We start from the raw sequence: 26,984 nt of genomic DNA, 5'->3' as shown, positions 1-26,984 counted from the left end.
AGTCGCGTTCGCGTGGCCCGACAGGTGCGCCGAGAACTCTTGACGCGAGAAGCGACCGGGCCAGGATAACCCGAACTATTCCGCCGAGTCCGCCTCTGGGCGGGACTGGCGCGTTGCTTCGGGTGAGCCGTATGACACGTATCGACAAATCTTCGTTTCTACTGGTAGCAGCCGCGATCATTGCGCTTCCACTGACGATTGTGGGCGCCGAGGCGCGCGGGTTCGGGCCCGGCTTCAACGGCGGGATCGGGACCCGGGTCGGCGCCTGGGGACGGCCCCTCGGGCCGGTCCGGCCGGGCCCGGCCATCGTCGGCTGGCGGGGCCACCGGCCCGGCTTCGCGTTCCGACGTCCCTATATCTATCGCCCCTGGTACGACGATTATTACGGCTACGGGCTCGCGGGCTTCGGTCTCGGCTTCGGCCTGGGCACCCTGTGGGGCGATCTCGGCGATCCGTTCTACGACGACGCCTATGTCTACGCGCCGCGGGTCTACCGGCGCCCGGTCTACGTGGCGCCCGCCGACGTGCCGCCCGTAATCGAGACGGACCCGGCCGATCTCGCGGCCGCGGTGGCGGCCTGCGCCCGCCGCTTCAGGACCTACGATCCGGTCACCCAGACCTATCTCGGCCGGGGGCACGTCCGCCGCCGCTGCCCCTGAGCGGGGACGGCGCTTCGCGATGCGGCCAAAAGAAAGGCCCCGCGGGTTCGCACCCGCGGGGCCTTCATTCAGTCCAGGCCGGTTCGGCGCTGCGTAAAAACCTTACTCCGCGGCGACCCGGTGGGCCTGGGACCCGTCGGTGTAGGTCTCGGCCTGCAGGCGCTTGTGCGGGGCGGCGCGGCCCGGCAGCGGCGGCAGGGCCTTGGCCTTCTCCAGATCGATGCCCGCACCCTCGGCGACGCGGCGGCCGTAATCCTCGTCCGCGTGCCAGAAGTGCCAGACCATCCGCAGCTGGATCGGCTCGGGGCACTGCTTCATGTCGGCCACGAGGTTGGCGATCAGGTCCTCGCGCTCCCAATCCTGGAACGAGCGGTACCGGACGCCGGCCTGGGTGTAGTCGTCCTCGGTGCGCGAGGTCTGGTAGCGGCCGAGCTGGCCCTGCACCGGCTGGTGGTAGTCCTTGGCCGGCTTCGGGGCCTCGCGCAGGCCCTCGGCCAGGGTCGAGGGCTCGTAGTTGATGTGCTTGTTCGGGCCGGTCCCGTCGACCGTGTAGGTCATCTGGCCGTCCCGCTGGTTCGAGTAGACCTTCACGCCGGGCTGCGGCGCGTTGATCGGCAGCTGCAGGTAGTTGGCGCCGACGCGGTAACGCTGCGTGTCCGAGTAGGACAGGGTCCGGCCCTGCAGCATCTTGTCGTCCGAGAAGTCGATGCCGTCGACCAGCACGCCGGTGCCGAAGGCCGACTGCTCGACCTCGGCGAAGAAGTTGTCCGGCACCCGGTCGAGCACCATGCGGCCCACCGGCAGCAGCGGGAACTGGTCCACCGGCCACAGCTTCGTGTCGTCGAGCGGATCGAACGACAGGTGCTCGTTCGGGCCGTCCGGCATGATCTGCACGCAGAATTCCCACTCGGGGAAGTTGCCGGCCTTGATGTTGTCGTACAGGTCGCGGGTCGCGTGGCCGACATCCTTAGCCTGGATCTCGGAGGCCTGCTGGGAGGTCAGGTTGCGCACGCCCTGCTTCGGCTCCCAGTGGAACTTGCAGAGCACGGCCTCGCCCTGGTCGTTGACCAGCTTGTAGGTGTTGACCCCCGAGCCTTCCATCTCGCGATAGTTGGCGGGAATGCCCCAGGGCGACTTGAGGTGCGTCACCATGTGGATCGACTCGGGGTGCTGGGCCACGAAGTCGAAGAAGCGCCAAGCCTCCTGGCGGTTGGTCACCGGATCCGGCTTGAACGCGTGGATCATGTCGGGGAACTTAATGGCGTCCCGGATGAAGAACACCTTGAGGTTGTTGCCAACCAGGTCCCAGTTGCCGTCGACGGTCTTGAACTTCACCGCGAAGCCGCGCGGGTCGCGCTCGGTCTCCGGGCTCTCCTTGGCGCCGGCCACGGTGGAGAAGCGCACAAACATCGGCGTCTTCACGCCGGTCTCGTTCAGCACCCGGGCACGGGTGTACTTGGAAGCCGGCTCGTCGCCGATCTTGCCGTAGGCCTCGAACCAGCCGTGGGCGCCGGCGCCACGAGCGTGCACGACGCGCTCCGGGATCCGCTCACGGTCGAAATGGGTGATCTTCTCGATGAACTGGTAATTCTCGAGCGTCGCGGGACCCCGCTCACCGACCGTGCGGGTGCTCTGGTTGTCGCGGACCGGATGGCCCTGGCGGGTGGTCAGGATCGGGCGTTGATCGCTCATGCGTCTCGTCTCTCCGTGAAGTCCGTGAGCGGCATATGGGGCCGACTCGCCAGACTGAAACCGTTCCAACGAGGTTATGGACCGCTCCAGGCCCCTTGGCTAATGCATCGTCGCAAACGCCGTGATAGACGCAGCCTATGAACCTGGCCGGTCTGTCGCTGCGCGACCTGGAATATGTCGTCGCGGTCGCCGATGAGGGCCATTTCGGCCGGGCCGCCGAGCGGTGCAACGTCAGCCAGCCGACCCTGAGCGTGCAGGTCCGTAAGCTGGAAGCGACCCTCGGGCTCACCTTGTTCGAGCGCTCGAACCGCCGGGTGCTGCTCACCGAGGCCGGCCAGGGGATCGTCCGGCAGTCGCGCATCGTCCTGGCCGAGGCCCAGCGGCTCTTGGCGCTCGCCACCGAGGGCCGCGGCTCGCCGCTCACCGGCCGGCTGGTCCTGGCCGCGATCCAGACGCTCGGCCCCTACTTCTTTCCGCTGGTGCTGCGGCCGCTGCGTCAGCAATACCCGCTGCTGACGCTGTCCCTGTCGGAATCGCGCACCGCCGAGATCGTCGAAGGCCTGCGCGACGGGCGCATCGACGCCGCCCTAGTTTCCCTGCCCCTGCCCCCGGTCGGACTGGCGGTGGCGCCGCTCTTCGTCGAGCCGTTCTGGCTCGCCTGCCCGGCCGAGCACGCGCTCGCCCGCGGCGGCGCCCTCTCGGCCACCGAGATCGCCGGGCCGGACCTGCTGCTCCTCGACGAAGGCAATTGCCTGCGCGACCAGGCGATCGCGGCCTGCGGTGCGGGTTCCTCGGTCGGGCGCCACGCCACCAGCCTGGAGACCCTGCGCTCGATGGTGGCGGCCGGGAGCGGCTACACCCTGCTGCCGGCGCTCGCCGTGCCCCCCGGCCCCGACCCGACCGGCCTGACCGTCACCCGAGCCTTCGATGTCGACGGCCCCGGCCGCACCATCGCGCTGACCTGGCGGGCGAGCGACCCCCGCGCCCCGGGCCTCGCGAACCTCGCGGCGTTCTTCCGCGCGCACGCGCCCGCCGGCACCGCGGCCTGCCGGGACGGGGCGGCATAGATTTTCAGGTTTGGGTTCTGGGGCACGGCATTCGTCGGCCCGCCCCGTCATTCCGGGCTCGCCTGCGGCGCCCCGGAATGACGGGGTGATTCATGCAGCTGCCGGCATGCCGAAGACGCCCGAATAGTCACCTTCCCCGCACCCGAGCCGGATTGTGATGTGCGGTTACACGCCGGATCGAACAGAATGCCCTCGCCGGCGCGAAACCGCGGCGCATAGGAGCACGTGCATGCGGCGCAGACTGATCGCGACCCTGGTCGCCCTCCTCACCCCCACGATAACCCTCGCCGCCTCCCAAGACACCTTCGCCCGGATCGACGCCATCGACCGCGCTTCCCTGGTGATGACCGTGGAGGCCGGCATCGTCCCGCGGGACCTCGGGGCGCGGATCGCCCGGGCCCTCGACCAGGTCGCCGCGGAGGCCGCCAAGCCGGGGGCCGAGCGGCCGGACGATTACCTGCGGATCGAGCCGCTGATCACCGCGATCGCCGGCCCGGACGCGACCCGGATGCATTCCGGCCGCAGCCGGCAGGACATCATCCCGACCGTGCTGAAGCTCGACCAGCGGGACCGGCTGCTCGATCTCGCCGAGGCCCTGGACAAGACACGGGCCGCCCTGCTGGCCGTCGCCGAGCGGGAGGCCGACACGATCGTCCCCGCCTACACCAACGGCGTGCAGGCGCAGCCGACGACGCTCGGCCATTACCTGCTCGGCTATGCCGGGGCGCTGGCCCGCGACGCCGATCGCCTGCGGGAGAGCTGGGCGCGCGTGAACCTGTCGCCGCTTGGCGCCGCGGCGCTCGGCACCTCGAGCTTCCCGGTGGATCGCGTCCGCCTCGCCGGGCTGCTGGGCTTCGATGCGCCGGTGGAGAACAGCTACGATGCCGGCCAGCTCGCCCCGATGGATCTCGGCCTGGAGCTGACCGGCCTGTCCGCCAACCTCGCCACCACGGCCGGCAGCTTCGCGCAGGATCTCTACGCGCAGTATCACCAGACCCGGCCATGGATCCTGCTGCGGGAGGGCGCACTGACCGGCCCGAGCAGCATCATGCCGCAGAAGCGCAATCCGGTGGCGCTCTACAGCCTGCGCATGAAGGCCAGCGACGTCGTCGGCGCCGCGCAGGCCTTCGTCATCATGGCCCACAACGTCGAGTCCGGTATGCCGGACTACAAGCGCAACCAGGCCGAGCCGCCGGGCCGGACGGTCTCCGAGGCGGCCGAGACCTGCCGGCGCTGGACCCGCGTGCTCGACGGGCTGGTGATCGACCGCGACCGGGCCGCCGACGAGGTCGCGGCGGATTATTCCACCACCACGGAGCTCGCCGACACGCTCCAGCGCGAGGCCGACGTGCCGTTCCGGCTTGGGCACCATTTCGCCTCCGAGCTGGTCAGCTACGGCCGCAGCCATGACCTGCGCCCGGCGGACCTGCCCTTCGCCGAGGTGAAGCGGATTTACGCGGAGGCCGCCGCCGGCTCGGGGCTGACGCCGGACCTGCCCCTCGACGAGGCCCGGTTCCGGGCCGCCCTGTCGGCACGCGGCATGATCGAGGCCGCCAAGGGACTCGGCGGCCCGCAACCCGCGGAGGTCCGGCGCATACTCGCTTCCGCCCGGACGCGCCTCGACGCCGACCGGTCCTGGCTGGCCGATCGCCGCTCCGCGCTCGCGGCGGCAAGTGGCCGGCTGGATGCGGCTTTTGGAGACATCAGAAAGGGACCGTAAGGCCGTTCCTGATCGGCACCCTTCCAATCCAATTCCCTCATCCTGAGGCGCGAGCGCAGCGAGCCTCGAAGGAGCCCTCCAGGGACCGGGCGGCCGGCTGGAGGTCTCCTTCGAGGCCTCCGCTTCGCTTCGGCACCTCAGGATGAGGGGGTGGGATAAGCTATGGGGCGAGCCCGAAGCGGTCGAAATGCTTCAGCTTGAGAGAAACGGGCTCATGCAACCCCACGCGAACACCGGACCTCGCCGACCCTGACATCGGCATTCTCAAAAAGAATCTTTGCCGTGACAGGGCCCATATTGCGGTGTAGCGGCCCTCCGCCCGGCAATCAGTGCGGGTGCATCCCCCGCCGGTCGCCTTGCCCTCCTCCCGCACCCTCGGCCTATGGGCCGCCCTCGCCGTCGCGTCGGCAGCCATCTCGTATGGCCTGCTGCAGGCGGGATTCCCCGCAGCGCTGCTGCTCGGCCCGATGATCGCGGCGATCGCCTTCGGGGTCGCCGGCTCCCGGCTGCACGTGCCGCGCTTCGCCTTCAACGCCGCGCAGGCGATGATCGGCTGCCTGGTGGCCCACGCGGTGACCGGGCAGATCGCCCAGACCCTGTTGGATGACGGGCCGCTGATCGTGGCGGTGGTGCTGGTGACGGTGGCGGCAAGCGGTCTCGTCGGCTGGGTCCTGACCCGGCTGCGGGTGCTGCCCGGCACCACGGCGGCCTGGGGGTCGTCCCCCGGCGGCGCGTCCGCCATGGTGGCGATGGCCGAGGATTTCGGCGCGGATCCGCGCCTCGTCGCCTTCATGCAATATGTCCGCGTCGCCGCGGTGGTGTTCTCGGCCTCGCTCGCCGCCCGCTTCCTGATGGAGGCGCCGGTTCCGGGCGCAGCCGCCGGCGCGGTCGAGGTGACCGGGCCGCTCTCGCTCCTCGCCACGCTGGCGGTCGCGGTGGTCGGGGCCGGCGCGGCCCTGGCCCTGCGGGTCCCGGCGGGCGCGCAGGTCGGCCCGATGGTGCTCGGCAGCCTGCTCCATGCCAGCGGCCTGGTGCGGATGTCCCTGCCGGTGACGATCCTCGAACTCGCCTATGCCTGCATCGGCATCTATGTCGGCCTGCGCTTCACCCGCGAGACCCTGCGGCTCACCCTCTCGGCGCTGCCCGGCATCCTGGCGGCGACCTTCTCGGTGATCGCGCTCTGCGCCGCCTGGGGCTGGGGCCTGACCTTCCTGCTGCCGATCGACCTGCTCACCGCCGTGCTGGCCACGAGCCCGGGCGGCCTCGATTCGGTTGCGATCATCGCGGTCGGCTCGAAGGCGGACGTGTCCTTCGTCCTGGCCGTGCAGACCCTGCGCCTGTTCGTGGTGCTGCTCACCGGGCCGCTGCTCGCCAAATGGATCAGCCGGTCGGTGCCGGAGGGCGCGGCCCGATGAACGCCCTGGTCCTCGCCTTCCTCAATTCCTGGCGCGGCCTGCGCCACGGTGCCCGCACCGAGCGGGCCGTGCGGCAGGAGCTGATGCTGCTGGCGCTCGGCGTACCGGTGGCCCTCCTCCTCGGCGCGACCCTGTGGGTCCGGGTCGCCCTGATGGTGAGCCTGCTGCTGATGCTGGCCGCCGAGTTCCTCAACACCGCCGTGGAGAAGCTCTGCGACCACGTCCACCCGGACCACCACCCGATGATCGGCACCGTGAAGGACCTCGCCTCGGCCGGCACCTTCATGGCGCAGATGGCGGCTCTGCTGGTGTGGGTAGCGGCGTTGGTGGAGCGGGTCGGGTGAGGTGCCCCCGGATCTATGACGCTCCGGAGCGGTGAAGGCGCCCGGCGCGGTCGATCCGGATCACGCCACCCGGCTTCCGCAGCGCCTCGTCCGCGGCCCTGAGGACCTTTCGGAACAGCTGGCCGGTCTCGCCCGGCGGCAACGAGGGCAGCAGGATCAGCCCCGGATGATCCGGCACCCGCGCGGCCAGGGCCAGAAAATCGCCCGCGTTCACCGTGACCACGATCGCGCGGGCTCGCATGCGAAGGCGAAGATCGCTGCATCCGTCGCCTGGCGGCCGAGTTCGGCGATGGCGAGGGTCCGCTGCGCGGTGTGGCCCAACCCGTCCGCGATGCCGATCAGGGATTTCGGGCAGCACTCGTCAAGGAGCAGGTACAATGCGGCGCGCCTTCCGGGGCGGCCGGCCCTGGCGCGGGCTGACGCGGTCGAAGAGGATGGCAGCGGAGACCTGATCGGGCGTCAGGTCGAATTCTTCGGCCAGCATCTCCGGCGAGGTCCCTTGCCGGACCATGTCGGCGACATGCCGGGCCGGGATCCGCGTTCCGCGCAGAACCGGCTCGCCGCCCAGGACCTCGGTGTTCTGCTCGATCGCCTCGTCGCGCAGCTGATGGAGGATCCGCAGTCGATCGGCGAGTTCGGCCTCCACGGCGTCGAGGGCGACGCTGAGATGACCGATCCGGGCGGTGTTCCCCTGCGCTTCATGAGCCGCCACGATCGCATCGCGCAAGCGTTGCCGCAGGGCCGGGGCCAGATCGACGCGCAGATCGCGCACGGCGGCGAGGTAGAGCAGATCGGCGCTGCCGATCTCACGGACGGTTTGCCCGCGCCCCGCGACGATCCCGGCATCGATCTCGCTGTTCACCCCGCGCACGCTGGACTGGGTGACGAAGGCGGCTTCCGGGACCGTGAGAGCGTGGCGGGCCAGCGGCATCGAAACTTATCCGTGATCGCGGATTGATTTATGTTGCGCAGCACCCTGGTGCAAGGATGATCGGTTCCACGTCTCGCTGGCTGCCAAGCTGAGTCGGAATGGTATCCGGTCAAAATCTTTGTCATGCTGCGCGACGATGGAGGCCGTTCGGCATGGTGACTCTGAACGTGTCGTTGCCTGAGGCGATGAAGGACTGGGTCGAGGCTCAGGCCGGGACCGGGCGCTTTGGCAGCGCCAGCGACTATGTCCGCGATCTGATCCGCCGCGATCAGGAAAAGATTGACGGCTTGGCGCAGCTTCAGCTGCTGATTGCCGAAGGGTTCGACAGTGGCGTCAGTGAGCGGTCGCTGGATGATGTCCTGGCCGAGGCCCGGGAGCGCGTGCGGGTTACCCAGAATCGGTGACCATCCGGACGACGCGGCAGGCGGACCGGGATCTCATCGAGCTTTATGTGTCCGGTTCCGCCACCTTCGGCCGCGACCGGGCCGAGCGGTACTATGCAGGGTTGAAGGCCCTGTTCATCCTGCTGGCCGAGAACCCGCTGATGGCTCGCCTCCGGGATGACTTCGTGCGGCCGGTGCGGCTGTATCCCTACCGCGCCCATGTCGTCGCGTATGTCGAGCAGGCGGACGGCATCCTGATCGTCCGCGTCCTGCACGGCCGCCAGGATTGGACACGGCATCTGACCTGACCGGCCCCCGCTCGCATCTCGCCGCGCGAGGGTCTATCTCCGCCCATCCGCGCCGCGCGCCGAAGTCCCGAAACCATGACCGACTACATCCGAAAGATCCTGACCGCTCGCGTCTACGACGTGGCGATCGAGAGCCCGCTCGATCCGATGCCCCGGATGACGCAGCGGCTCGGCCGGCCCGTGCTGTTGAAGCGGGAGGATCTGCAGCCGGTCTTCTCGTTCAAGCTGCGGGGCGCCTACAACAAGATGTCGGGGCTGAGCCCGGACCAGATCGCGCGCGGCGTGGTCTGCGCCTCGGCGGGCAACCATGCGCAGGGCGTGGCGCTGGCCGCGGCCAAGCTCGGGGCCCGGGCGGTGATCGTGATGCCGCGCACCACTCCGTCGATCAAGGTCGATGCCTGCCGGGCCCGCGGCGCCGAGGTGGTGCTGCACGGCGACGCCTTCGACGAGGCGCTGGCCCAGGCGAAGGTGCTGGAGGCCGAGCAGGGCCTGACCTTCCTGCACCCGTTCGACGATCCCGAGGTGATCGCCGGCCAGGGGACCATCGGCAAGGAGATCCTGGAGCAGCATACCGGCCCGATCGAGGCGATCTTCGTGCCGGTGGGCGGCGGCGGGCTGGCCGCCGGGATCGCGACCTTCGTGAAGTACCTGCGGCCCGGCACCAAGGTGATCGGCGTCGAGCCGGAGGATGCCGCCTGCATGGCCGCGGCGCTGGCCGCCGACACGCGGGTCAGCCTGCCCTCGGTCGGGTTGTTCGCCGACGGCGTGGCCGTGCGCCAGGCCGGCGAGGAGACGTTCCGGTTGTGCCGCGAGCATCTCGACGAGGTCATCACGGTGGATACCGACGCCATGTGCGCGGCGGTCAAGGACATCTTCGACGACACCCGGGCGGTGTCCGAGCCGTCCGGGGCGCTGAGCCTCGCCGGGGCCAAGCTCTACGCCGAGCGCGAGGGCGGCGACGGCACCCTGATCGCGATCTCCTCGGGGGCCAATCTCAACTTCGATCGCCTGCGCCACATCGCGGAACGGGCGGAGATCGGCGAGCAGCGCGAGGTTCTGCTCGGCGTCTCCATCCCGGAGCAGCCCGGCGCCTACCGGGCGTTCATCCGGGCGCTCGGGCCGCGGGCGATCACCGAGTTCAACTACCGCCACGCGCCGGGCGCCGAGGCGCAGATCTTCGTGGGCATCAACATCGCGGGCGGCAAGCGCGAGAAGCAGGCCCTGATCGCCGACCTGCGCGAGGCCGGCTATCGGGTGCTCGACATGAGCGACAACGAAATGGCCAAGGTCCATGTCCGCTACATGGTCGGCGGCCGGGCGGTGGGCGTCGCGCATGAGCGGCTGTTCCGCTTCCAGTTCCCGGAGCGGCCCGGCGCGCTGATGAAGTTCCTGGACGCGCTCGGTCCGGGCTTCGACATCACCCTGTTCCACTACCGCAACCACGGTGCGGATTACGGCCGGGTGCTCGCCGGGATCGCGGTGCCGCCGGCCGAGCGCGCCCGGTTCGACGCGGCGATCGAGGCGCTGGGCTACCCGGCCACCGACGAGACCGAGAACCCGGCCTATCGCCTGTTCCTGGACGGCGAGGCGGCCGCCTGACCGTCAGCTGTTGACGGTATCGACCGAGACCACGTCCGGGGTCTCGCGCAGCTTGGCGGCGATCGCCTCGAAGCTGGTGCGGGACAGCCGGACGAAGGTGACGGTGATCTCGTCGAGATTCGGGTCGGAGGCCGGGCGGGTGGTGAACTGGCGCACCCGCGAGGCGCGCTCGCCCGTGACCGCGTGGAGCGTGTCGATCGACATCGTGCCCCGGCGCACGGTCATGCGCAGCGTCTGCGACCGCATCCGCTCGCGCCAGCGCTCCTCGAACGGCTTGATCCCGGCCAGGATGCCGACCACCAGGGCCGTGGTCGCGAGCGCCGGCACGTAGAGCCCGCTGCCCACCGCCAGGCCGATCGCCGCCACGCCCCACAGGCTCGCGGCGGTGGTCAGGCCCTTCACCACCTCGCCGCGCAGCAGGATCGTGCCCGCCCCGAGGAAGCCGATGCCCGACACGACCTGCGCGGCGATGCGCGAGGGATCGAGCACGACGTGCTGGGTGCCGAGCACGTCGCTGAAGCCGAAGGCCGAGACGATCATGATCAGGCAGGAGCCGACGCAGACGAGCATGTGCGTCCGCAGGCCCGCCGCCCAGAGGAGCCGCTCGCGCTCCAGCCCGATCACGCTCCCGGCGAGCGCGGCCAGGGCGAGCCGGGCCACCATCTCCGCGTTGCTGATCAGGATCGCCTCCGTCGCTTCGCGTCACCCGGATCGTTTCTGAAGGCACTGGGAGGGCGGATCAAGGCGCGCTCACGATGACGGTGAAGCGGAAAAACCGCTCAGGCCACCCCGAGCGCCGCCTTCTCGACCTCGTAGGCCGCCCGCACGGCGGCCGGCCCGTAGGTGCGCTCGAGCCGCCGGACCGTGAAATGCGCGCGGGCGGTGGATTGGAAATGGCTCATGAAGGCGGTGTTCACCGCCGCACCCCCGAAGGCGCCCAGCACCGGCACGGCTTGCGCGGCGACCTTCTGCGAGACCACAAGGCCGAACCGGGCCGCGATCTGCGCGGTGAACCGGATGAGCGCCGGTGCCGACTGGTCGAGCAGGGTCTTGCTGCCGGCGTAACGGGCCGCCTCCGCGAGCGTCTTGGCCAGGGCCGCACGCACGGCGAAGTAGCCGCTCTCGGTGAGTGCCGAGCCCGCCTCGGTCTGGGTACTGGTCCGGCCGCCCAGGGCGAAGACCTGGACGCAGGCCAGCGCGCCTTCCGGCGTCTCGAGGTTCTCGCCCTCCTCACGGGCGATCTCGGCGATCGAGCGCAGCATCAGCGTGGTCGAGACCGGAAGCTCGACCGCCAGGGTCGCCAGGCCGAACGCCCCGCCCAGCGCTCCCGAGAGCGCCGCGAACGCCTTGTGCTTGGTGTCGCCCGAGCCGAGCAGACGGGTCAGCCGGCTCTCCGCCTTGGCGGCGACCGCCTCGATCTCGGTGCCGTCGGCCGGAACGACATCCTTGCGCGGCAGGGTCGCCAGCGCGACCCGCAGGGCGCCGCGCATCGCCGCTTCGGTGGAGCGGCCGACCGCCTCGGTCACCGGGGCCGGCAGCGAGCGGCTGATGATGTCGAGGGGGGCCCCGGCCGCCGAGGACAGGCGGGCGGCCAGGCTCGGCCGTTCCAGCACCTGCACGGCCCGGCGCAGGGCGGCCAGATCCGCGTCGCTCAGGGCGGTTTCGGGGATCGGGGCCGGCAGCGTCGCGTCGGCGCGAGTGAGGTCGCTCGTGCTCATCCGTGAATTCCTGGATCTGGTCGCATCACGCGGTGCCGGAGGCCCGCGCCGTGGAAGGAAGCTCGGGCCCCGGGATGCGGTTCCCCGCCGCCTCGGCCGCCCGCGCCGCGGCCTCGTCCTGCCGCTGCCCGCGCCGCCCGACCGCCAGGCAGAGGATCAGCACCGGGATCCCGACCAGCGAGGTCATGACGAAGAAGGCCGGATAGCCGATCGCCGCGACCACGAAGCCCGAGGAGCCGGCGATCAGCTTGCCCGGTAGCGCGTAGAGCGAGGAGAACAACGCGTACTGCGTCGCCGCATAGGCCGTGCTGGTGAGGCTGGACATGTAGGCGATGAGGACGATGCCCGCGAAGGATCCGCAGAAGTTCTCGATCGAGATCGCTACCGTCAAGCGCCAGATCTCGGGGGCGCCGGCCGAGAGCCAGGCGAAGGCGAGGTGCGAGGACGCGGCCAGGAAGGCGCCGAGCAGCAGGGTCGGGAACAGGCCCAGCCGGGCCAGCGCCCAACCGCCCGCGAAGCCGCCCGCGATGCCGACCCAGATGCCGTAGAGCTTGGTGACGGTGGCGATCTCCTTCAGGTCGAAGCCGAGCGCCCGGTAGAGCGGGCTCGCCATCACCCCGGAGAGGAAGTCCGGCAGCCGGTAGAGCGCGACCAGCAGCAGGATGCCCCAGAGCGCCCCGCCGAACCGGCCGTGCAGCTCGGTCAGCGGCTCGAGCACGGCCCGGCGCATCGACCAGAACCGGGAATGGCCGGTGGAGTCCGCCTGCACCCGCGGCGGCGCGTCGAAGGCCGGCGCCAGCAGCGCGGCGATCATGCCGACCAGCATCAGGGCCGCCATGGTCAGGTAGGCGATCGTCCAGCCCCCGGCGGAGGCGATGAACAGGGCGCCTGCCCCGGCCGCGATCAGCCCGAGCCGGTAGCCGAGGTTCGAGGTCGCCGCCAGGATACCCTGGAAGTCGCTGCCGGCGGCGTCGATGCGCCAGCCATCCACCACCACGTCCTGGCTGGCCGCGCAGAACGCCACCAAGAAGGCGCCGAGGCCGAGGAGCGCCAGGTTGGTCTTCGGGTCCGAGAAGGCCATCAGGATCAGGCATAGGGCGACCGCGGCCTGGGTCGTGACCATCCAGGCCCGGCGCCGGCCGAGCCGTGCGGTCAGGACCGGCACGTTCAGCCGGTCGATCGCCGGCGCCCAGAGGAATTTCAGCGAGTACGGCAGCGCCACGTAGCTGAACAGGCCGATCGCCCGCACGTCGATATCGGAGAAGGCGAGCCGCAGCGTGAACGTCCCCAGCACCAGCAGGAGCGGCAATCCGGATGAGAATCCAAGGGCCAGCATCAGTAGGATTCGCCGGTCCTGGACAATATCGCGCAGATGAAAGCGGTGGGCAGCCTGTGGCGGGTTGGCCATGGCATGGAACTCCTGAGCCTTACTGGCCTTGATCTCGCGAAAACGTGGCAGCCTTGGGCCGTTCGGGCCGGGGCTGGATCGGGAGGCCGTGCGCCTTAATCATGGTCGATGACTGCTTAACGTGGTGTCCACGTCCCGCACGCGCGGAGCACGCCCGGCTCCGCCACGCCGTCACGGAGCGCGGACGAGTCGTGTCGACCAAGTGTGGAATGATGTGTTGAGTACCTCAACCGAGCCCAGCCCGCCGCACGCGATGCTGGTCGATGCGTTCGCGCGCAGCCCGTCGCCGATGGTCATCACCGACGCACGGGCGCCCGACAACCCGATCACCTGGGTCAACGACGCATTCCTGGGCCTGACCGGGTTCGCCACCGACGAATTGCTGGGGCGCAACTGCCGCATGCTGCAGGGGCCCGGGACCGACCCGGCCGAGGTCGCCCGGATCCACGCCGCCATCGAGGCCGGCGAGCCGGTGACCGCCGAGCTTCTGAACTACCGCAAGGACGGCACGCCCTACTGGAGCGCGATGACGGTCACGCCGGTCCATGACGAGGCCGGCCTCGCCTATTTCTACGCGGCCCAGGCCGACATGACCCATACCCGCGAGCGTGAGGTGACCATGCGAGTCACCAACGACGAGCTGGAGCGTCTGGTCGCGGCCCGGACCCACGACCTGAGCGCCGCCCTGGAGCAGAAGACCGCCCTGCTCCACGAGGTCGATCACCGGGTGAAGAACAATCTTCAGGTGATCTCCTCCTTGATGCTGCTCAAGGCCCGCCGCACCCCGGAGGGTGAGGCCCGGGACGCGCTGCAGGGCATGGCCGAGCGGATCGGCGCGCTCTCCACCGCCCACCGGATGCTCTATTCGGAGGGCGACTGCACCCATTTCAACCTCGGCGACTTCGCCTCCGAATTCCTGTCCGACGTGAATGCCGGGCTCGATCACGAGAAGCAGCGGGTCGAGGCCGAGGTCGAGCCGATCGCGGTGGCGGCCGCCATGGCGGCGCCGCTCGCTTTGCTGATCCACGAGCTGACCGCCAACGCCCTGCGCCACGCCTTCCCGAACGCCCGCGAGGGGCGCGTCTCGATCACCGCTCGCCGGACGCAATCGGGCATGCAGCTGACGATCCGGGACGATGGCGTGGGCCTGGCGGCCGCGCCGCCGAACCCGGCCGGATTCGGGCGCAATCTCGTGGAGATGGTGGTCCGTCAGCTGCGCGGCACGATCGCGTGGGCGGATGCCGGGCCCGGCACCTATGTCGCGATCGACATCCCGCTGCTCTCGCCGACTTGAGAATCCGGCCCGAACGCTTCAAGCTCGTGAAAAGCTCAGCGGTCCAGACGCCAAACAGGAGATCGCATGCGGGATGGGAACGCCGGCGCGGATGCTGCGCTCCGTATCCTCGTGGTCGAGGATGAGGTGCTGATCGCGCTCGAACTCGAGTGCCTGCTCGACGATCTCGGCCATGTCACGGTCGGCATCGCGGGAAGCTCGGCGGAGGCCATCGCGCTCGGCCGCTCGGCCGAGCCGGACGTGGCCTTCGTGGACATCCACCTAGTCGACGGCCCGACCGGCGTCGAGGTCGCCCGGGCGCTCGCATCCGACCCGCGGATCACCGTGGTGTTCATGACCGCCAACGCCAAGCGCATCCCGGACGACTTCGCCGGCGCCATCGGGGTGATCGCAAAACCCTATTCCGAGCGCGTGGTCGCCAGCATCCTCGACTGGGTCGCCGACCGCCGCGCCGGTCGCGTGCCGACCCACAGCGCCCCGGACGGGTTCTCCTTCGCGCCGGCGCTGTGAGATCTGCTTCTTAAGACGGTTCCTTTGCCAGGCCCCTCAGGATGAGGGAGGTTGGTGGGAGGCTCCGGACTCACCCCTTCTCCGCCCGCTCGCGCTTCAACCGATAGAGCGCATCCAGCGCCTCCCGCGGGGTCAGCGCATCAGGGTCGATCGCGTCGAGGAGCGCCCCCAGCGGATCCTCCGCCGGGGGCTCCGGCGGTGGCGGCGGGGCGAGCGCCGCAAACAGCGGCAGGTCGTCGATCTTGGCCCGGGCCGGGCGGCCGCGCTCGGCCTTCTCCAGGCTCTTGAGGATCGCGCCCGCCCGTGCCACGACGCTGGCGGGCAGGCCGGCGAGGCGGGCCACCTGCAGGCCGTAGCTGCGCTCGGCGATGCCCGGCACGACCTCGTGCAGGAACACCACGCCGTCCCGGTGCTCGGCCACCTTCAGGGTGGCGTTGTCGAGCCGGGCCAGCCGGTCGCCCAGGGCCGTCAGCTCGTGGAAATGGGTGGCGAACAGCGCCCGGCAGGCATTCGCCTCGTGGAGATGCTCCAGGCAGGCCCAGGCGATCGACAGCCCGTCGAAGGTCGCGGTGCCGCGGCCGATCTCGTCAAGGATCACCAGGGAGTGCCGCGTCGCCTGGTTCAGGATCGCCGCGGTCTCCACCATCTCGACCATGAAGGTCGATTGCCCCCGCGCTAGGTCGTCGGCCGCCCCCACCCGCGAGAACAGCCGGTCGACCCGGCCGATCCGCGCCGATTGGGCCGGCACGAAGGCGCCCATCTGGGCCAGAACGGCGATCAGCGCGTTCTGGCGCAGGAAGGTCGACTTGCCGCCCATGTTCGGGCCGGTGATCAGCCGGATCCGGCCCCGCGTCTCGCCCGACAGGTCGCAATCGTTGGCGATGAACGGCTCGCCGGCCCGGCGCAGGGCCGCCTCAACCACTGGGTGACGACCGCCGGTGATCGCGAAGGCCAGCGAATCGTCGACCTCCGGGCGGCGCCAATCCAGCTCCACCGCGAGTTCGGCGTTGCTGCCGGCGACGTCGAGGGCCGCCATCGCTTCGGCGACCTGTGCCGTCTGCGAAAATTGTTCCACGATCCGGCGGGCCAATGCGTCGAAGAGGTCCGATTCCAGGGCGAGCGCGCGCTCCGATGCGCCGCTGATCCGTCGCTCCAGGTCGCCCAATTCGACGCTGGTGAACCGCATCGCGTCCACCATGGTCTGCCGATGCACGAATTCGCGCTGCAATCCCTTAAGGCAGGCCTCGCCCACCGTTTGCGGGACCTCGATGAAAAACCCCAGCAGGTTGTTGTGCTTGATCCGCAGGGTCCGGCAGCCGGTCTCCTCGGCGTAGCGGGCCTGGAGCGCCGCCACGACCTTGCGCGAATCCTGGCCGAGCAGCCGCGCCTCGTCGATCTCGTCCGAATAGCCCGCCCGGATAAAGCCGCCATCCCGCCGGGACAGGGGCAGCTCGTCGGCCAGCGCCGCCTGCAGCTCCGCCGCCACAGCGGGATCGGCCGCGCCGAGCGCCTCCGCGATCTCGGCGAGCTCGACGGTCGCCCCGCCGGCCTCGTTCAGCACCGCCCCGAGCCCGGCGGCGGCGGTCAGCCCGTCGCGGATCGCAGCGAGATCCCGGGGGCCGCTGCGCCCCAGGCCCACCCGGGAAAGCGCCCGCGCCAGATCGGGCGCCCGGGCCAGTGTGTCGCGGATCGCCCGGCGCAGGGTGTGGTTCTCGACGAGATACGCCACGGTCTCGTGCCGTTGCGCGATCCGGGTCAGGTCGGTCAGCGGCCCGGCGAGGCGCTCGGCCAGCAGCCGGGCGCCGTTGGCGGTCACCGTCCGGTCGATCGTGTCGAGCAGGCTGCCGGTGCGTTCGCCCGCGAGCGTGCGGGTCAACTCCAGGTTGGCGCGGGTCGCGGCGTCGATCGCAAGCGTCGAGCCCGCCGCCTCGCGGGTCGGCACCGAGAGCGGCGCCCGGGCGGCGAGCTGCGTGCGGGCGATGTAGAGAAGGCCGGTCCCGGCCGCCTGGATCTCGGCCCGGGTGAAGCTGCCGAAGCCGTCGAGCGTCGAGACGCCGTATTGCTCGCGCACCCGCCGCTCGGCCGCGGCGGGCTCCAGCTCCGCCTGCGCCAGGGGGACGATGGCGGCCCGGCTCTCCTGCCAGATCCGCGCCAGCGCCGGATCGGCGTGGATCGCCTCGGACAGGACGATCTCGCGGGGATCGTGCCGGGCGATCGCGCCGGCGAGATCCCCGGCGGGGACCTCGCTCAGCGAGAAGCGGCCGGTGGAGATGTCGATGGCGGCGAGACCATAGGCGGTCGCGCCCTCCCCGGTCTTGCGCCGCCCGATCGCCAGCAGGAGGTTGGCGCTGGCGGGATCGAGCAGGCGGTCCTCGGTGATGGTGCCCGGCGTGACGAGGCGCACCACCTCCCGCCGCACCACCGATTTCGGGCCGCGCCTTTTGGCCTCGGCGGGATCCTCGGTCTGCTCGCAGACGGCCACCCGGTTGCCCATGGCGATGAGGCGGCTGAGGTAATCGTCCGCCCGGTCCACCGGGACGCCGCACATCGGGATCTCGGCGCCGCCGTGGCGGCCACGCTTGGTCAGCACGATGCCGAGCGCCCGCGACGCGATCTCCGCGTCGCCGAAGAACAGCTCGTAGAAATCTCCCATCCGGTAGAACAGGAGGCAATCGGGATTGGCCGCCTTGATCTCGATATACTGCGCCATCATGGGCGTGGCGCCGGCCGGATCCAGGGCGGCGGCGGGGGGCGTTTCGGGGGCGGAGCGGACGGCGGTTCGGGCCATGGCGCCTCTTAGCAGAGTGGGCCCGCCGAATCAGGCCGTGCGGAGCGACGCGCCTGGGGAGAAGCCGTCACTACCGGTGGATGAAGCCTCCCACGCAACAAAAAACCCGGCGCCATGGGCGCCGGGCTGTCGTTCGAAGATCGGTTGATCCAGCTCAGTAGCGTGGGCCGCCGGTGGTGTTGCCGAGGTTCTGCTGGTAGCCGCGCAGGGCCGGGTTCTTCGCGTTCGGGTTGCCGTGACGCATCGTGTTCATGCGGCGCATCCGACGCTCATGGCGCGTGGAATGGTGCCGGTGCATCCGATGGTGGCGATGGTGATGCATCGCCACGGTATCGACCATGCCGGCGCCGGCGCCGGCCAGGCCCGGCTGCGGCATCGCCGGCGCGGCCTGGACCGCCGCTGTCCCGGCGACGAGGCCGCCGAAAAACAGGCCCGCGGTCAGCAGTGAACGAAATGACATCTTTGAAATGCTCCGGTCTAGTCTGAGAGGTGCCATCATAATGGCTCGCGCACCGAGATGTTCCGGTGGGCTAGGCAAAAATGCTCCTGCGCAATCTGACAAAACGCCGGATTAATCGGTGATGCCGGCCGTAGCGAGCCGACGAAACTAACCTTGCGCATCATTTTGACTGTGGTGATGCAACTTCTGGGAAGATTATCCAGTGGCCGCGATCGAACCCGAGCACTGCAAGCGCTTGCGGATCGCTCGGCGCGGATGCGGTTTCCCGGTCGCGGAAGAATGAGGGAACGGGTTCGCGCCTCCGCGCTCGAACCGGCGCTCAGGTCAGGAAGTGCCGCAGCGCGGCGTTCACCGCAGCCGGCTCCTCATGGGGGAGCCAGTGGGTCGCCTGATCGAACCATTCGATCCGCCCGGCCTCGCAGAGGTCCAGGCTCGCCTCCGCGAGGCCGGGTTGGAGGGCGGTGTCCTGCTTGCCCCAGAGGATCAGGGTCGGCACCCGGACCCGGGGCGGCGTCGCCCGCGGCAATCGGGCAAGCGCCCGATACCAGTTCAGCATCCCGGTCATCGCGCCGGGCTGCAGCCAGGCTTCGACGTAGCGGTCGAGGTCGGACGGCGCGAAGGCGCCCGGCCGGCTCGTGCCGGTCAGCGCGTGCCGCAGAGCCCGGCATCGGTCGGCCGTGAGCAGCCGCTCCGGCAGGATTGGCAGCTGGAACAGCCCGACATAGGCGCTGCGCAGCCACTGCCCCGGATGGCTGCGGATGTAAGCCCCGACAACGCCCGGATGCGGCGCGTTGAGGATCGCGAGCCGCGCGATCCGGTCGGGATAGTGGCTGGCTGTCCACCACGCGACGAGCCCGCCCCAATCGTGGCCGACCAGACGGATCGTCGCGAAACCGTACGCGTCGGCAAGGGCGATCACGTCGCCGGCCAGCTTGTCGAGGTGATAGGCGGGCACCCCATCCGGCTTGTCGCTGAGGCCGTAGCCGCGCTGGTCGGGCAGGACGAGCCGCAGGCCTGCCTCGGAGAGCGGCCCGATCTGGTGCCGCCAGCCGTACCAGAATTCCGGGAAGCCATGCAGCAGGATGGTGGGCGGACCCGCCTCGGGACCGGCCTCTGCGACGTGCAGGCTCAGCCCCGGCAGGCCGACCCGACGAAACGCGACGCCCGCCACATCCGTCATCCCGTGCCTCGCTCCCTCATGCCCACGGGCTCACCCCGCGGGGCCGCCACGCATCCGTCCGGTCAGAAGCCGAGCGCCGAGCAGGAATCCGCCCCGGGATCGAGCTGGTCCCTGAGCCGGTCGGGGGAGGTCCGCGTCCAGAGACAGAGCAGGACGAAGGCCGCACCGTGCAGCAGGGCACCGGTCGCCGGGACATAGGGCGACCCCGCGGCGTCGCGTAGGCTTCGCGCGCCGGTCGTCTCGGTCGTCGCGCGCGGTCTGGCTGAATGGGGAATCATGATCTTCGGGCTCAACGTGTCGTCTCACAGGGAAGATCGTTGCCCCGGCCGTTCGGTTACCGCGTGCGGATCGCCGCCGTGCGCTGGCACACGCCCGGCCGCCGGGGCGGCGCCTCGATCCGTCAGCGCATCGGGTCGAGCCACGGCGCCAGATGGCCAGCCGCGATATTCGCTTGCGTGTCCCGGTAGCCGAGCTCGGCGGATTCTCGGAAGCTCGACCAGGCCCGCAGGTCGATGCCGGCGAGCGGTGGCCTGAGCAGGGCCGTGGCATGGGCAGCGGCCACCATCGTCTGCGCGTCGCTCGACACGGTGGCGGCCCGCAGCAGCAGCGGCGCCAGGCCCGGCATCGCCGCCGGCGATCCGATCAGCCTGCGCAGGAGCCGGCCGCGCCAGCCCCGTGTCGGCATGTCCTGGAACGCCCGGTCGCTGCCGACATCGACGGCCAGGACCGGACCGCGCTCCAGATCGGCCGCCACGTCCGCCGGCACGTTGTTCATCATGCCGCCATCGACCAGGACGCCCTCGTCGCACAGGACCGGCGGCAGCAGCCCCGGGATGGCGATACTGGCGCGCAGTGCCTTCGGGAGGTCGCCGGCGCGGTGGATCATCGCGCGGCCGGTCGTCAGGTTCGACGACACGCAGAAGAACGGCAGCCACAGATCCTCGATGCGCGCGCCGCCATAGCGCTCGGCGAGGCTCGCATCGACCTTGGCCCCGCGGGTCAGGGCGTGGATCGGCAGCGTGTAATCGTTGATCGGGTTGCGGCCCGCGAAGGCGGCCTCGGTCTGCTCCCGGATCTCGGTGAGGCTCCAGCCCATGGCGAGGCTGGCGGCGATCACCGCGCCCATGCTGGTGCCGCCGACGAAATCCGGCGCGCAACCGGCCTCGTCCAGGGCGCGCAGAACGCCGAGATGGGCGAGCGCCCGCGCGCCGCCTCCGCCCAGCACCAGGCCCCGCCCGAGGCCGCTGGCGAGCCGCGCCAGCCGTCCGATATCGTCCGCCCGCCCGGGACGGAGCTGGATCTGCATCGCCGCGGGCATGGCCGCGACGGCCGGATGCAGGGCCTTCGGGTACGGCGCCCGAGGATCCTGGCGCACCACCAGATCCATCCGGATCCAGTCGGAGCGCACCCGCTCCAAATAGGCGGTCACGTCCGGGCGCGGCGGCGCGCCGGGCTCGGCCAGGAGCAGAACGTGGTCGCCGAGGCGCTGGCTCAGGCGGCACCAGGGGCAATCGATGTCCCGGGCCACGAACACCGTCCGCGCATGACGGGCCTCGAAGGCCTGAACCCCATCCTCGTCGGCAGCCTCCGGCCAATGGCTCAGGCAACCGGTCTTTCCCGGCAGGATGGCGTCCAGGGCGGTGGCGAAGGCCTGCGCGAACGGTTCGGGATCGGGGCCGTCGGTCACGGCCATCACCAGGAAGGTCCGCGGCGCGTGGTGGACCGAATGCCCCTCGTAGAGCGTGCGCAGGCGCTCGGCGAGCATTCGCGCGAAGTACAGGAGCGTGTGCGGATGCTCCGCGATCACGGTCTCGAAGGCCGCGCGGGTGAGGCACAGGAACTGGGACTCGCGCAAAGCCGTCACGGTCGCCGCCCGCGGCGCGTCGGATAACAGCGCCATCTCGCCGAAGATCGCGGGCGGGCGGAGCCGGGCGATCCGGGTCTGGACCCCGTGATGGTCGCGGGTCGAAACGCCGACCGCGCCGGAGACCAGGGTGTAGAGCGCATCCCCGGTCTCGCCCTGCTCGAACAGCGTCCGGCCCCCGGGCACCGTCAGCGCGACCATGCGGGCCCGCACCGCCTCGACCGCCGCAGGGTCGAGACCGGCGAGGAACGGAATCTCGGGTTGGCTCACCCCTGCCCCGCCCCGGTCACGTCCGCCATCCCATACGCCCGCATCGCCCCGCTCCCGGCCCGCTTCCCCCGTAGCAGTATAGCGTGTTGGCGGTGGTGCGGTCCGCGACGGTTCGGGCCGATCTGAAACGGATCGCCCTTCGCGCCGCCACGGCCGTCCGGTACAGGCAGGACAACGCCATAAACAGGGAGGCAGCGATGTCGGGGGCTGATCGGATCGCGATCGTGACCGGAGCGGGGACGGGGGTCGGCAAGGCTTCGGCCCTGGCCCTCGCCCGGGCCGGATGGAGCGTCGTGCTGTCGGGGCGGCGGCAGGCCCCCCTCGACGCGGTCGCGGCGCAGATCGAGGAAGGGCGCGCGCTCGTGGTCCCCACGGACGTGACCGACCCGGATTCGATCGCCAACCTGTTCGCGCAGACCAAGGCGCGGTTCGGTCGCCTGGACCTGCTGTTCAACAATGCCGGGATCGGCGCGCCGCCTGTCCCCCTGGAAGACCTGCCGCTGGAGACGTGGCGGCAGGTGGTGGACACCAACCTCACCGCCCTGTTCCTGTGCACTCAGCACGCCTTCCGGATCATGCGCGACCAGGATCCTCGGGGCGGGCGGATCATCAACAACGGCTCGATCTCGGCGCATGCCCCGCGGCCGAACTCGATCGCGTATACGGCCACGAAACACGCGGTGACCGGGCTGACCAAGGCGACCTCGCTCGACGGGCGCGCCTACGACATCGCCTCCGGCCAGATCGATATCGGCAATGCCGACACCCCGATGGGCGGCAAGATGAAGGAGGGCGTCGCCCAGGCCGACGGCTCCATCCGGGCCGAGGCGGTGATGGACCCGGACCATGTCGGCGACGCGGTGCTGATGATGGCCAACCTGCCCCTGTCCGCCAACGTCCAGTTCATCACCGTCATGGCGACCAAGATGCCGTTCGTCGGCCGCGGCTGAGCTTCCCGGCGCGGCGCGCCCAGGCGATCGCCGCGCCCGCCGCTCAGGCCTGCGCCGCCCGGAGACCGCGTCGCGCCGAGCCGGCGGGGTCGCGCTTACCAACAGCCACGGTTTTTCCGTGCGCGCCGCGCGGCGCCGATTGACGCCCGGTTTTATAACTCATACAAATCTCTGAACAAAACGGCCGGGGTCCGAACTCGGTCGCGCACAGGTCGAGGGCCCTCGCGCCTGTGCATCGCCATCGCGCGTCCCGTCGCCGAGCGTCTGAAGAGCGCGTGAACGGGGTGCTGCGAGGCCGACGACTTTCGGTCGCCCCGGATGAGCCGGGATCCACGCGCCGGCGCAAGGTGATCGTTCCGGACCGGACGTATCGATCCGGCCACGCGATGACTTCTGCAAATCAAAAAAACATTCGCACAATGCGAAGTGCGCCGAAGAGGCGCGCAAGACTACGCTACGACCGGGGGGACTTGATGATCACCAGGCAGACCTTTCTCAAGCTCGCGCTCGCCGCCTCGATGCTGGCGGGTATCGCCGTTCCCGAGGCGCTTGCCGCCGGCGGCGACCTGATCGGCGTCGCCATGCCGACCAAGTCGTCCCAGCGCTGGATCGACGACGGCAACAACATCGTGAAGCTGCTGACGGCCAAGGGCTACAAGCCGGACCTGCAATACGCCGACGACGACATCCCGAACCAGCTCGCGCAGATCGAGAACATGCTCACCAAGGGCGCCAAGGTCCTGGTGATCGCCTCGATCGACGGGACCACGCTGAGCGACGTTCTGTCGAAGGCCAAGGATAGCGGCGTCAAGGTCATCGCCTATGACCGCCTGATCAAGGGCACCCCCAACGTCGATTATTACGCCACGTTCGACAATTTCCAGGTCGGCGTGCAGCAGGCCAGCTCGATCGTCGACGGGCTCGGGCTGAAGGACGGCAAGGGGCCGTTCAACATCGAGCTGTTCGGCGGCTCGCCGGACGACAACAACGCCTACTTCTTCTACGACGGCGCCCTGTCGGTGCTGCAGCCTTACATCGACGCGAAGAAGCTGGTCGTGCGGTCCGGCCAGACCGGCATGGACAAGGTCTCGACCCTGCGCTGGGATCCGGCCACGGCCCAGGCCCGCATGGATAACCTGCTCTCGGCCTATTACGGCAACGCCAAGCTCGACGCGGTCCTGTCGCCCTACGACGGCATCTCGATCGGCATCATCTCGTCGCTCAAGGGCGTCGGCTACGGGTCAGGCAGCCTGAAGATGCCGGTCGTCAGCGGCCAGGATGCCGAGCTGCAATCGATCAAGTCGATCATCGCCGGCGAGCAATACTCGACGATCTTCAAGGATACGCGCGAGCTGGCCAAGGTGACGGTCGCGATGATCGACGCCATCGTGTCCGGCAAGCAGCCGGAGGTCAACGACACCAAGACCTACAACAACGGCAAGAAGGTCGTTCCGGCCTACCTGCTGAAGCCCGTGATCGTCACAAAGGCCAACTGGAAGCCGGCCCTGGTGGATACGGGCTACTACACGCTCGACCAGCTCAAGTAAGCCTTCCGGGGCCGGGCGCCGGCTCCGACCGATCCTGGCCGATGCCGGTATCTCCGGCATCGGCTGCCGACCTCATGAACGACGAGCCGGAATTGGTCGCATGCAGCCCGTCCTCGAAATGCGCGGGATTACTAAGACATTCCCCGGCGTCAAGGCGCTCTCCGACGTCAACCTGACGGTCCAGCCCGCCGAGATCCACGCCCTGGTCGGCGAGAACGGCGCCGGGAAGTCGACGCTGATGAAGGTGCTGAGCGGGGTCTATCCCCACGGCACCTACGAGGGCGAGATCCACTACGAGGGCCGGCTCTGCCAGTTCCGGGACATCTCCGACAGCGAGCGCGTCGGAATCGTCATCATCCACCAGGAGCTCGCGCTGGTCCCGTTCCTGTCGATCGCCGAGAACATCTTCCTCGGCAACGAGCCGGCGCGGTTCGGCATCATCGACCGGGACCGCATGTTCGCCCGGGCGGTCGAACTCCTCAGGACCGTGGGCCTCGACGAGAATCCCGATACGCTGGTGACCCATCTCGGGGTCGGCAAGCAGCAGCTCGTCGAGATCGCGAAGGCGCTGTCGAAGAAGGTCAAGCTGCTCATCCTCGACGAGCCGACCGCGAGCCTCAGCGAAAAGGATAGCGACGCGCTCCTGCGCCTGCTGATCCGCTTCCGCGAGCAGGGCATCGCGTCGATCCTGATCTCGCACAAGCTCAACGAGATCGCGAAGGTCGCTGACCGGATCACCGTCCTGCGCGACGGCACCACGGTCGAGACGCTCGATTGCCGCGACGGGTCGATCGACGAGGATCGCATCATCCGGGGCATGGTCGGCCGCGAGATGGCCAACCGCTATCCGGTCCGCGAGCCGCGGATCGGCGACGTGATGCTCGAGGTGAGCGACTGGACGGTGCACCACGCCGTCCACGCCGACCGGGCGGTGGTGCGCAACGTCAACCTCACCGTCCGCAAGGGCGAGATCGTCGGCATCGCCGGCCTGATGGGCTCCGGCCGCACCGAACTCGCCATGAGCCTGTTCGGCCGCTCCTACGGCCAGGGCATTTCGGGCCGCGTCCGGATCGAGGGCCGGGATGTCGATGTCTCGACCATCGGCAAGGCGATCGCGGCGGGCATCGCCTACGTGACCGAGGACCGGAAGCAGCTCGGCCTCGTGCTCGAGGAGACCATCACCAAGAACACCACGCTGGCGAATCTGCCGGGCGTGTCCACGGCCGCGGTGATCGACGAGGACAAGGAGCGCCAGGTCGCCACCGATTACCGGACCAAGATGCGCATCCGCTCCTTCGGCGTGGCGCAGCAGACGGTCAACCTCTCGGGCGGCAACCAGCAGAAGGTCGTGCTCAGCAAGTGGCTGTTCACGCACCCCAAGGTGCTGATCCTGGACGAGCCGACACGGGGCATCGATGTCGGCGCTAAATACGAAATCTACTCGATCATCAATGAGTTGGCCGATGGCGGCCGGGCCGTGCTGATGATCTCGTCGGAGATGCCGGAGCTGCTCGGCATGTGCGACCGCATCTACGTGATGAACGAGGGGCGTTTCGTGGGCGAGTTCCAGCGCTCGGAAGCGAGCCAGGAGGCGATCATGCGCGCGATCATGCGCTCGAAGGAACGAAACGGATGAGCGATATCTCTGCGGGCAAGTCGATGATCCCCGGCACCGATTCCCTTCCCGAGTCCCTGCCCGAGGCCAAGCCCGCCGCCGATGCGGGCGCGAAACGCGGCTTCCTCGGGACCTCGCAGTTCCGGGATTACGGGCTGCTGATCGCCCTGCTGCTGATCACGCTGTTCTTCGAGTACACCACCAACGGCGTGCTGTTTCAGCCGCTCAACCTGACCAACCTGATCCTGCAGAACAGCTACGTCGTCGTGATGGCGCTGGGCATGCTGCTGGTCATCGTGGCCGGGCATATCGACCTGTCGATCGGGTCGATCGTGGGCTTCGTGGGCGCGCTCGCCGCCTTGCTGATGGTCCGCGTCGGGCTCGATCCCCTCTCGGCCACGGTGGTCTGCCTCGCGGTCGGGGCCGCCATCGGCGGTCTGCAGGGCGCGTTCGTCGCCTATCTCGGCATTCCGAGCTTCATCGTCACCCTGGCCGGCATGCTGGTCTTCCGGGGCCTGACCCTGGCTCTGCTGCAGGGCGCCTCGATCGGGCCGTTCCCGGAGGTGTTCCAGCTCCTCGCCAAGGGGTTCCTGACCAATTTCGCCGGCCCCTGGACCTCCCTGCTGATCGGGGCGCTGCTCGCGCTCATCCTGTTCGGGGTCAACTGGCAGCGCCGCACGGTGCAGGTGCGGCATGGCAGTCAGCCCGACAGCCTGGCGTCGTTCATCTTCCGCAACGGCATCACGACCATCGTGATCCTCGCCTTCGCGTACCAGATGAGCGCGTATCGCGGCCTGCCGAACGTGCTGATCGTCATGTTCGTGCTGGTGATGCTGTACCGCTTCATCACCACGCGGACGACGATCGGGCGGCGCATCTACGCGCTGGGCGGCAACATCAAGGCCGCGCGCCTGTCGGGGATCAAGACCGAGCGGCTGACCTTCCTGACCTTCGCCAATATGGGCGCCCTGGCCGGGCTCGCCGGCATGATCTTCGCCGCGCGCCTGAACACCGCGACCCCGAAGGCCGGCGTCGGCTTCGAGCTCGATGTCATCGCGGCCTGCTTCATCGGCGGCGCCTCCGCGGCCGGCGGCATCGGCAAGGTCTCGGGCGTCGTCATCGGGGCGTTCATCATCGGCGTGATGAACAACGGCATGTCGATCCTCGGGATCGGCATCGATTACCAGCAGGTCATTAAGGGCGTCGTGCTCCTGGCTGCGGTCTGCCTCGACGTCTACAACAAGAAGAACCGCGCCTGACCG

25 protein-coding genes are annotated in these 26,984 nt (G+C 69.7%); 14 read left to right on the top strand and 11 right to left on the bottom strand.

Annotated elements, in window-relative coordinates; genetic code table 11:
- Positions 1-131 precede the first annotated feature (131 nt).
- Positions 132-659, top strand: coding sequence for a BA14K family protein (locus WYO_RS31965; RefSeq protein ID WP_007566609.1), 528 nt, complete (start codon positions 132-134; stop codon positions 657-659).
- A gap of 102 nt (positions 660-761) precedes the next feature.
- Here the strand turns inward: WYO_RS31965 and WYO_RS22005 are convergent, their stop codons facing one another.
- The gene (locus tag WYO_RS22005; RefSeq protein WP_007566607.1) at positions 762-2,351 is read right to left on the bottom strand and encodes a catalase; all 1,590 of its coding nucleotides are present in this window, start codon (positions 2,349-2,351) and stop codon (positions 762-764) included.
- A gap of 137 nt (positions 2,352-2,488) precedes the next feature.
- Between WYO_RS22005 and WYO_RS22000 the strand changes: the two genes are divergently transcribed.
- From WYO_RS22000 to WYO_RS21985, 4 genes are all read left to right on the top strand, one after another.
- Positions 2,489-3,418, top strand: a complete 930-nt coding sequence (locus WYO_RS22000; protein ID WP_007566605.1) for a LysR substrate-binding domain-containing protein — start codon at positions 2,489-2,491, stop codon at positions 3,416-3,418.
- Between the two features lie 229 nt (positions 3,419-3,647).
- Positions 3,648-5,138: an argininosuccinate lyase gene (locus WYO_RS21995; RefSeq protein WP_007566603.1), complete on the top strand. Its 1,491-nt coding sequence runs from the start codon at positions 3,648-3,650 to the stop codon at positions 5,136-5,138.
- A gap of 356 nt (positions 5,139-5,494) precedes the next feature.
- On the top strand, positions 5,495-6,553 hold the full coding sequence (locus WYO_RS21990; protein WP_039903755.1) for an AbrB family transcriptional regulator: 1,059 nt from the start codon (positions 5,495-5,497) through the stop codon (positions 6,551-6,553).
- A complete protein-coding gene (locus WYO_RS21985; protein ID WP_007566598.1) occupies positions 6,550-6,897 on the top strand; it encodes a diacylglycerol kinase in 348 nt (115 codons plus the stop codon). Before WYO_RS21990 ends, WYO_RS21985 begins: the two co-directional genes overlap by 4 nt.
- 13 nt (positions 6,898-6,910) lie before the next feature.
- Here the strand turns inward: WYO_RS21985 and WYO_RS30505 are convergent, their stop codons facing one another.
- Together WYO_RS30505 and WYO_RS21975 are read right to left on the bottom strand one after the other, a co-directional pair.
- The gene (locus WYO_RS30505; protein ID WP_007566595.1) at positions 6,911-7,138 is read right to left on the bottom strand and encodes a hypothetical protein; all 228 of its coding nucleotides are present in this window, start codon (positions 7,136-7,138) and stop codon (positions 6,911-6,913) included.
- Between the two features lie 120 nt (positions 7,139-7,258).
- Entirely contained in the window at positions 7,259-7,828 is a 570-nt protein-coding gene (locus WYO_RS21975; protein WP_007566593.1) for a DUF433 domain-containing protein, read from the bottom strand.
- A 152-nt stretch (positions 7,829-7,980) separates the two neighbouring features.
- Here WYO_RS21975 and WYO_RS21970 point away from each other — a divergent pair, with 152 nt between their 5' ends.
- From WYO_RS21970 to ilvA, 3 genes are read left to right on the top strand one after another with little or no spacing between them, the layout of a single operon-like run.
- Positions 7,981-8,232 (top strand): type II toxin-antitoxin system ParD family antitoxin, encoded by a 252-nt coding sequence (locus WYO_RS21970; RefSeq protein ID WP_007566591.1) that lies wholly within the window; start codon positions 7,981-7,983, stop codon positions 8,230-8,232.
- Positions 8,229-8,519 (top strand): type II toxin-antitoxin system RelE/ParE family toxin, encoded by a 291-nt coding sequence (locus WYO_RS21965; protein WP_007566589.1) that lies wholly within the window; start codon positions 8,229-8,231, stop codon positions 8,517-8,519. Before WYO_RS21970 ends, WYO_RS21965 begins: the two co-directional genes overlap by 4 nt.
- Before the next feature lie 45 nt (positions 8,520-8,564).
- Positions 8,565-10,118 (top strand): threonine ammonia-lyase, biosynthetic, encoded by a 1,554-nt coding sequence (gene ilvA, locus WYO_RS21960; RefSeq protein WP_280109751.1) that lies wholly within the window; start codon positions 8,565-8,567, stop codon positions 10,116-10,118.
- Positions 10,119-10,121: 3 nt separating this feature from the next.
- Here the strand turns inward: ilvA and WYO_RS21955 are convergent, their stop codons facing one another.
- The 3 genes from WYO_RS21955 to WYO_RS21945 all read right to left on the bottom strand — a co-directional run bounded on the left by WYO_RS21955 (position 10,122) and on the right by WYO_RS21945 (position 13,244).
- Positions 10,122-10,781, bottom strand: a complete 660-nt coding sequence (locus WYO_RS21955) for an MgtC/SapB family protein (RefSeq protein ID WP_007566585.1) — start codon at positions 10,779-10,781, stop codon at positions 10,122-10,124.
- 116 nt (positions 10,782-10,897) lie between these two features.
- Positions 10,898-11,836 carry an EcsC family protein gene (locus WYO_RS21950; protein WP_007566584.1) on the bottom strand — a complete coding sequence of 313 codons (939 nt, stop codon included), beginning with the start codon at positions 11,834-11,836 and terminating at the stop codon, positions 10,898-10,900.
- Between the two features lie 25 nt (positions 11,837-11,861).
- On the bottom strand, positions 11,862-13,244 hold the full coding sequence (locus tag WYO_RS21945; protein WP_007566583.1) for an AmpG family muropeptide MFS transporter: 1,383 nt from the start codon (positions 13,242-13,244) through the stop codon (positions 11,862-11,864).
- A 253-nt stretch (positions 13,245-13,497) separates the two neighbouring features.
- Between WYO_RS21945 and WYO_RS21940 the strand changes: the two genes are divergently transcribed.
- Together WYO_RS21940 and WYO_RS21935 are read left to right on the top strand one after the other, a co-directional pair.
- On the top strand, positions 13,498-14,538 hold the full coding sequence (locus tag WYO_RS21940) for a PAS domain-containing protein (protein ID WP_007566581.1): 1,041 nt from the start codon (positions 13,498-13,500) through the stop codon (positions 14,536-14,538).
- A gap of 66 nt (positions 14,539-14,604) precedes the next feature.
- Positions 14,605-15,048: a response regulator gene (locus WYO_RS21935; RefSeq protein ID WP_007566579.1), complete on the top strand. Its 444-nt coding sequence runs from the start codon at positions 14,605-14,607 to the stop codon at positions 15,046-15,048.
- A gap of 70 nt (positions 15,049-15,118) precedes the next feature.
- Here WYO_RS21935 and mutS read toward each other — a convergent pair whose 3' ends face one another.
- The 5 genes from mutS to WYO_RS21910 form a co-directional block, all read right to left on the bottom strand.
- A complete protein-coding gene (gene mutS / locus WYO_RS21930; protein WP_007566577.1) occupies positions 15,119-17,836 on the bottom strand; it encodes a DNA mismatch repair protein MutS in 2,718 nt (905 codons plus the stop codon).
- A gap of 154 nt (positions 17,837-17,990) precedes the next feature.
- Entirely contained in the window at positions 17,991-18,296 is a 306-nt protein-coding gene (locus WYO_RS21925; RefSeq protein WP_007566575.1) for a hypothetical protein, read from the bottom strand.
- A 319-nt stretch (positions 18,297-18,615) separates the two neighbouring features.
- A complete protein-coding gene (locus tag WYO_RS21920) occupies positions 18,616-19,476 on the bottom strand; it encodes an alpha/beta fold hydrolase (RefSeq protein ID WP_007566573.1) in 861 nt (286 codons plus the stop codon).
- A gap of 62 nt (positions 19,477-19,538) precedes the next feature.
- Positions 19,539-19,754 carry a hypothetical protein gene (locus tag WYO_RS21915; protein WP_007566572.1) on the bottom strand — a complete coding sequence of 72 codons (216 nt, stop codon included), beginning with the start codon at positions 19,752-19,754 and terminating at the stop codon, positions 19,539-19,541.
- A gap of 122 nt (positions 19,755-19,876) precedes the next feature.
- Positions 19,877-21,610, bottom strand: a complete 1,734-nt coding sequence (locus WYO_RS21910) for a patatin-like phospholipase family protein (protein ID WP_007566570.1) — start codon at positions 21,608-21,610, stop codon at positions 19,877-19,879.
- A 197-nt stretch (positions 21,611-21,807) separates the two neighbouring features.
- Here WYO_RS21910 and WYO_RS21905 point away from each other — a divergent pair, with 197 nt between their 5' ends.
- The 4 genes from WYO_RS21905 to mmsB all read left to right on the top strand — a co-directional run bounded on the left by WYO_RS21905 (position 21,808) and on the right by mmsB (position 26,981).
- Positions 21,808-22,560: an SDR family oxidoreductase gene (locus WYO_RS21905; protein ID WP_007566568.1), complete on the top strand. Its 753-nt coding sequence runs from the start codon at positions 21,808-21,810 to the stop codon at positions 22,558-22,560.
- Between the two features lie 518 nt (positions 22,561-23,078).
- Complete coding sequence (gene chvE / locus WYO_RS21900; RefSeq protein ID WP_047170905.1) at positions 23,079-24,107, top strand: multiple monosaccharide ABC transporter substrate-binding protein; 1,029 nt, start codon at positions 23,079-23,081, stop codon at positions 24,105-24,107.
- 100 nt (positions 24,108-24,207) lie between these two features.
- Positions 24,208-25,743 carry a multiple monosaccharide ABC transporter ATP-binding protein gene (gene mmsA, locus WYO_RS21895; protein WP_007566566.1) on the top strand — a complete coding sequence of 512 codons (1,536 nt, stop codon included), beginning with the start codon at positions 24,208-24,210 and terminating at the stop codon, positions 25,741-25,743.
- Positions 25,740-26,981 (top strand): multiple monosaccharide ABC transporter permease, encoded by a 1,242-nt coding sequence (mmsB, locus tag WYO_RS21890; RefSeq protein ID WP_007566565.1) that lies wholly within the window; start codon positions 25,740-25,742, stop codon positions 26,979-26,981. Before mmsA ends, mmsB begins: the two co-directional genes overlap by 4 nt.
- Positions 26,982-26,984: the final 3 nt, after the last annotated feature.

Origin of the sequence: Methylobacterium sp. GXF4 (assembly GCF_000272495.1) — a bacterium.
Taxonomy (GTDB): Bacteria; Pseudomonadota; Alphaproteobacteria; order Rhizobiales; family Beijerinckiaceae; genus Methylobacterium; species Methylobacterium brachiatum.
The sequence above is the reverse complement of the archived record's forward strand: the minus strand, read 5'-3'. Positions and strand labels throughout refer to the sequence as shown.

What these genes read in the sequence shown, in the direction of transcription:
- WYO_RS30505 (WP_007566595.1), bottom strand. Translation starts at nt 7,138, where the DNA reads ATGCGAGCCCGCGCGATCGTGGTCACGGTGAACGCGGGCGATTTTCTG.
- mmsB (WP_007566565.1), top strand. Translation starts at nt 25,740, where the DNA reads ATGAGCGATATCTCTGCGGGCAAGTCGATGATCCCCGGCACCGATTCC.
- mmsA (WP_007566566.1), top strand. Translation starts at nt 24,208, where the DNA reads ATGCAGCCCGTCCTCGAAATGCGCGGGATTACTAAGACATTCCCCGGC.
- WYO_RS21955 (WP_007566585.1), bottom strand. Translation starts at nt 10,781, where the DNA reads ATGGTGGCCCGGCTCGCCCTGGCCGCGCTCGCCGGGAGCGTGATCGGG.
- WYO_RS21925 (WP_007566575.1), bottom strand. Translation starts at nt 18,296, where the DNA reads ATGTCATTTCGTTCACTGCTGACCGCGGGCCTGTTTTTCGGCGGCCTC.
- WYO_RS21905 (WP_007566568.1), top strand. Translation starts at nt 21,808, where the DNA reads ATGTCGGGGGCTGATCGGATCGCGATCGTGACCGGAGCGGGGACGGGG.
- WYO_RS21950 (WP_007566584.1), bottom strand. Translation starts at nt 11,836, where the DNA reads ATGAGCACGAGCGACCTCACTCGCGCCGACGCGACGCTGCCGGCCCCG.
- WYO_RS21940 (WP_007566581.1), top strand. Translation starts at nt 13,498, where the DNA reads ATGCTGGTCGATGCGTTCGCGCGCAGCCCGTCGCCGATGGTCATCACC.
- chvE (WP_047170905.1), top strand. Translation starts at nt 23,079, where the DNA reads ATGCTGGCGGGTATCGCCGTTCCCGAGGCGCTTGCCGCCGGCGGCGAC.
- WYO_RS21985 (WP_007566598.1), top strand. Translation starts at nt 6,550, where the DNA reads ATGAACGCCCTGGTCCTCGCCTTCCTCAATTCCTGGCGCGGCCTGCGC.
- WYO_RS21970 (WP_007566591.1), top strand. Translation starts at nt 7,981, where the DNA reads ATGGTGACTCTGAACGTGTCGTTGCCTGAGGCGATGAAGGACTGGGTC.
- WYO_RS21915 (WP_007566572.1), bottom strand. Translation starts at nt 19,754, where the DNA reads ATGATTCCCCATTCAGCCAGACCGCGCGCGACGACCGAGACGACCGGC.
- WYO_RS21995 (WP_007566603.1), top strand. Translation starts at nt 3,648, where the DNA reads ATGCGGCGCAGACTGATCGCGACCCTGGTCGCCCTCCTCACCCCCACG.
- WYO_RS21945 (WP_007566583.1), bottom strand. Translation starts at nt 13,244, where the DNA reads ATGGCCAACCCGCCACAGGCTGCCCACCGCTTTCATCTGCGCGATATT.
- WYO_RS31965 (WP_007566609.1), top strand. Translation starts at nt 132, where the DNA reads ATGACACGTATCGACAAATCTTCGTTTCTACTGGTAGCAGCCGCGATC.
- WYO_RS21975 (WP_007566593.1), bottom strand. Translation starts at nt 7,828, where the DNA reads ATGCCGCTGGCCCGCCACGCTCTCACGGTCCCGGAAGCCGCCTTCGTC.
- mutS (WP_007566577.1), bottom strand. Translation starts at nt 17,836, where the DNA reads ATGGCCCGAACCGCCGTCCGCTCCGCCCCCGAAACGCCCCCCGCCGCC.
- WYO_RS22005 (WP_007566607.1), bottom strand. Translation starts at nt 2,351, where the DNA reads ATGAGCGATCAACGCCCGATCCTGACCACCCGCCAGGGCCATCCGGTC.
- WYO_RS21920 (WP_007566573.1), bottom strand. Translation starts at nt 19,476, where the DNA reads ATGACGGATGTGGCGGGCGTCGCGTTTCGTCGGGTCGGCCTGCCGGGG.
- WYO_RS21935 (WP_007566579.1), top strand. Translation starts at nt 14,605, where the DNA reads ATGCGGGATGGGAACGCCGGCGCGGATGCTGCGCTCCGTATCCTCGTG.
- WYO_RS22000 (WP_007566605.1), top strand. Translation starts at nt 2,489, where the DNA reads ATGAACCTGGCCGGTCTGTCGCTGCGCGACCTGGAATATGTCGTCGCG.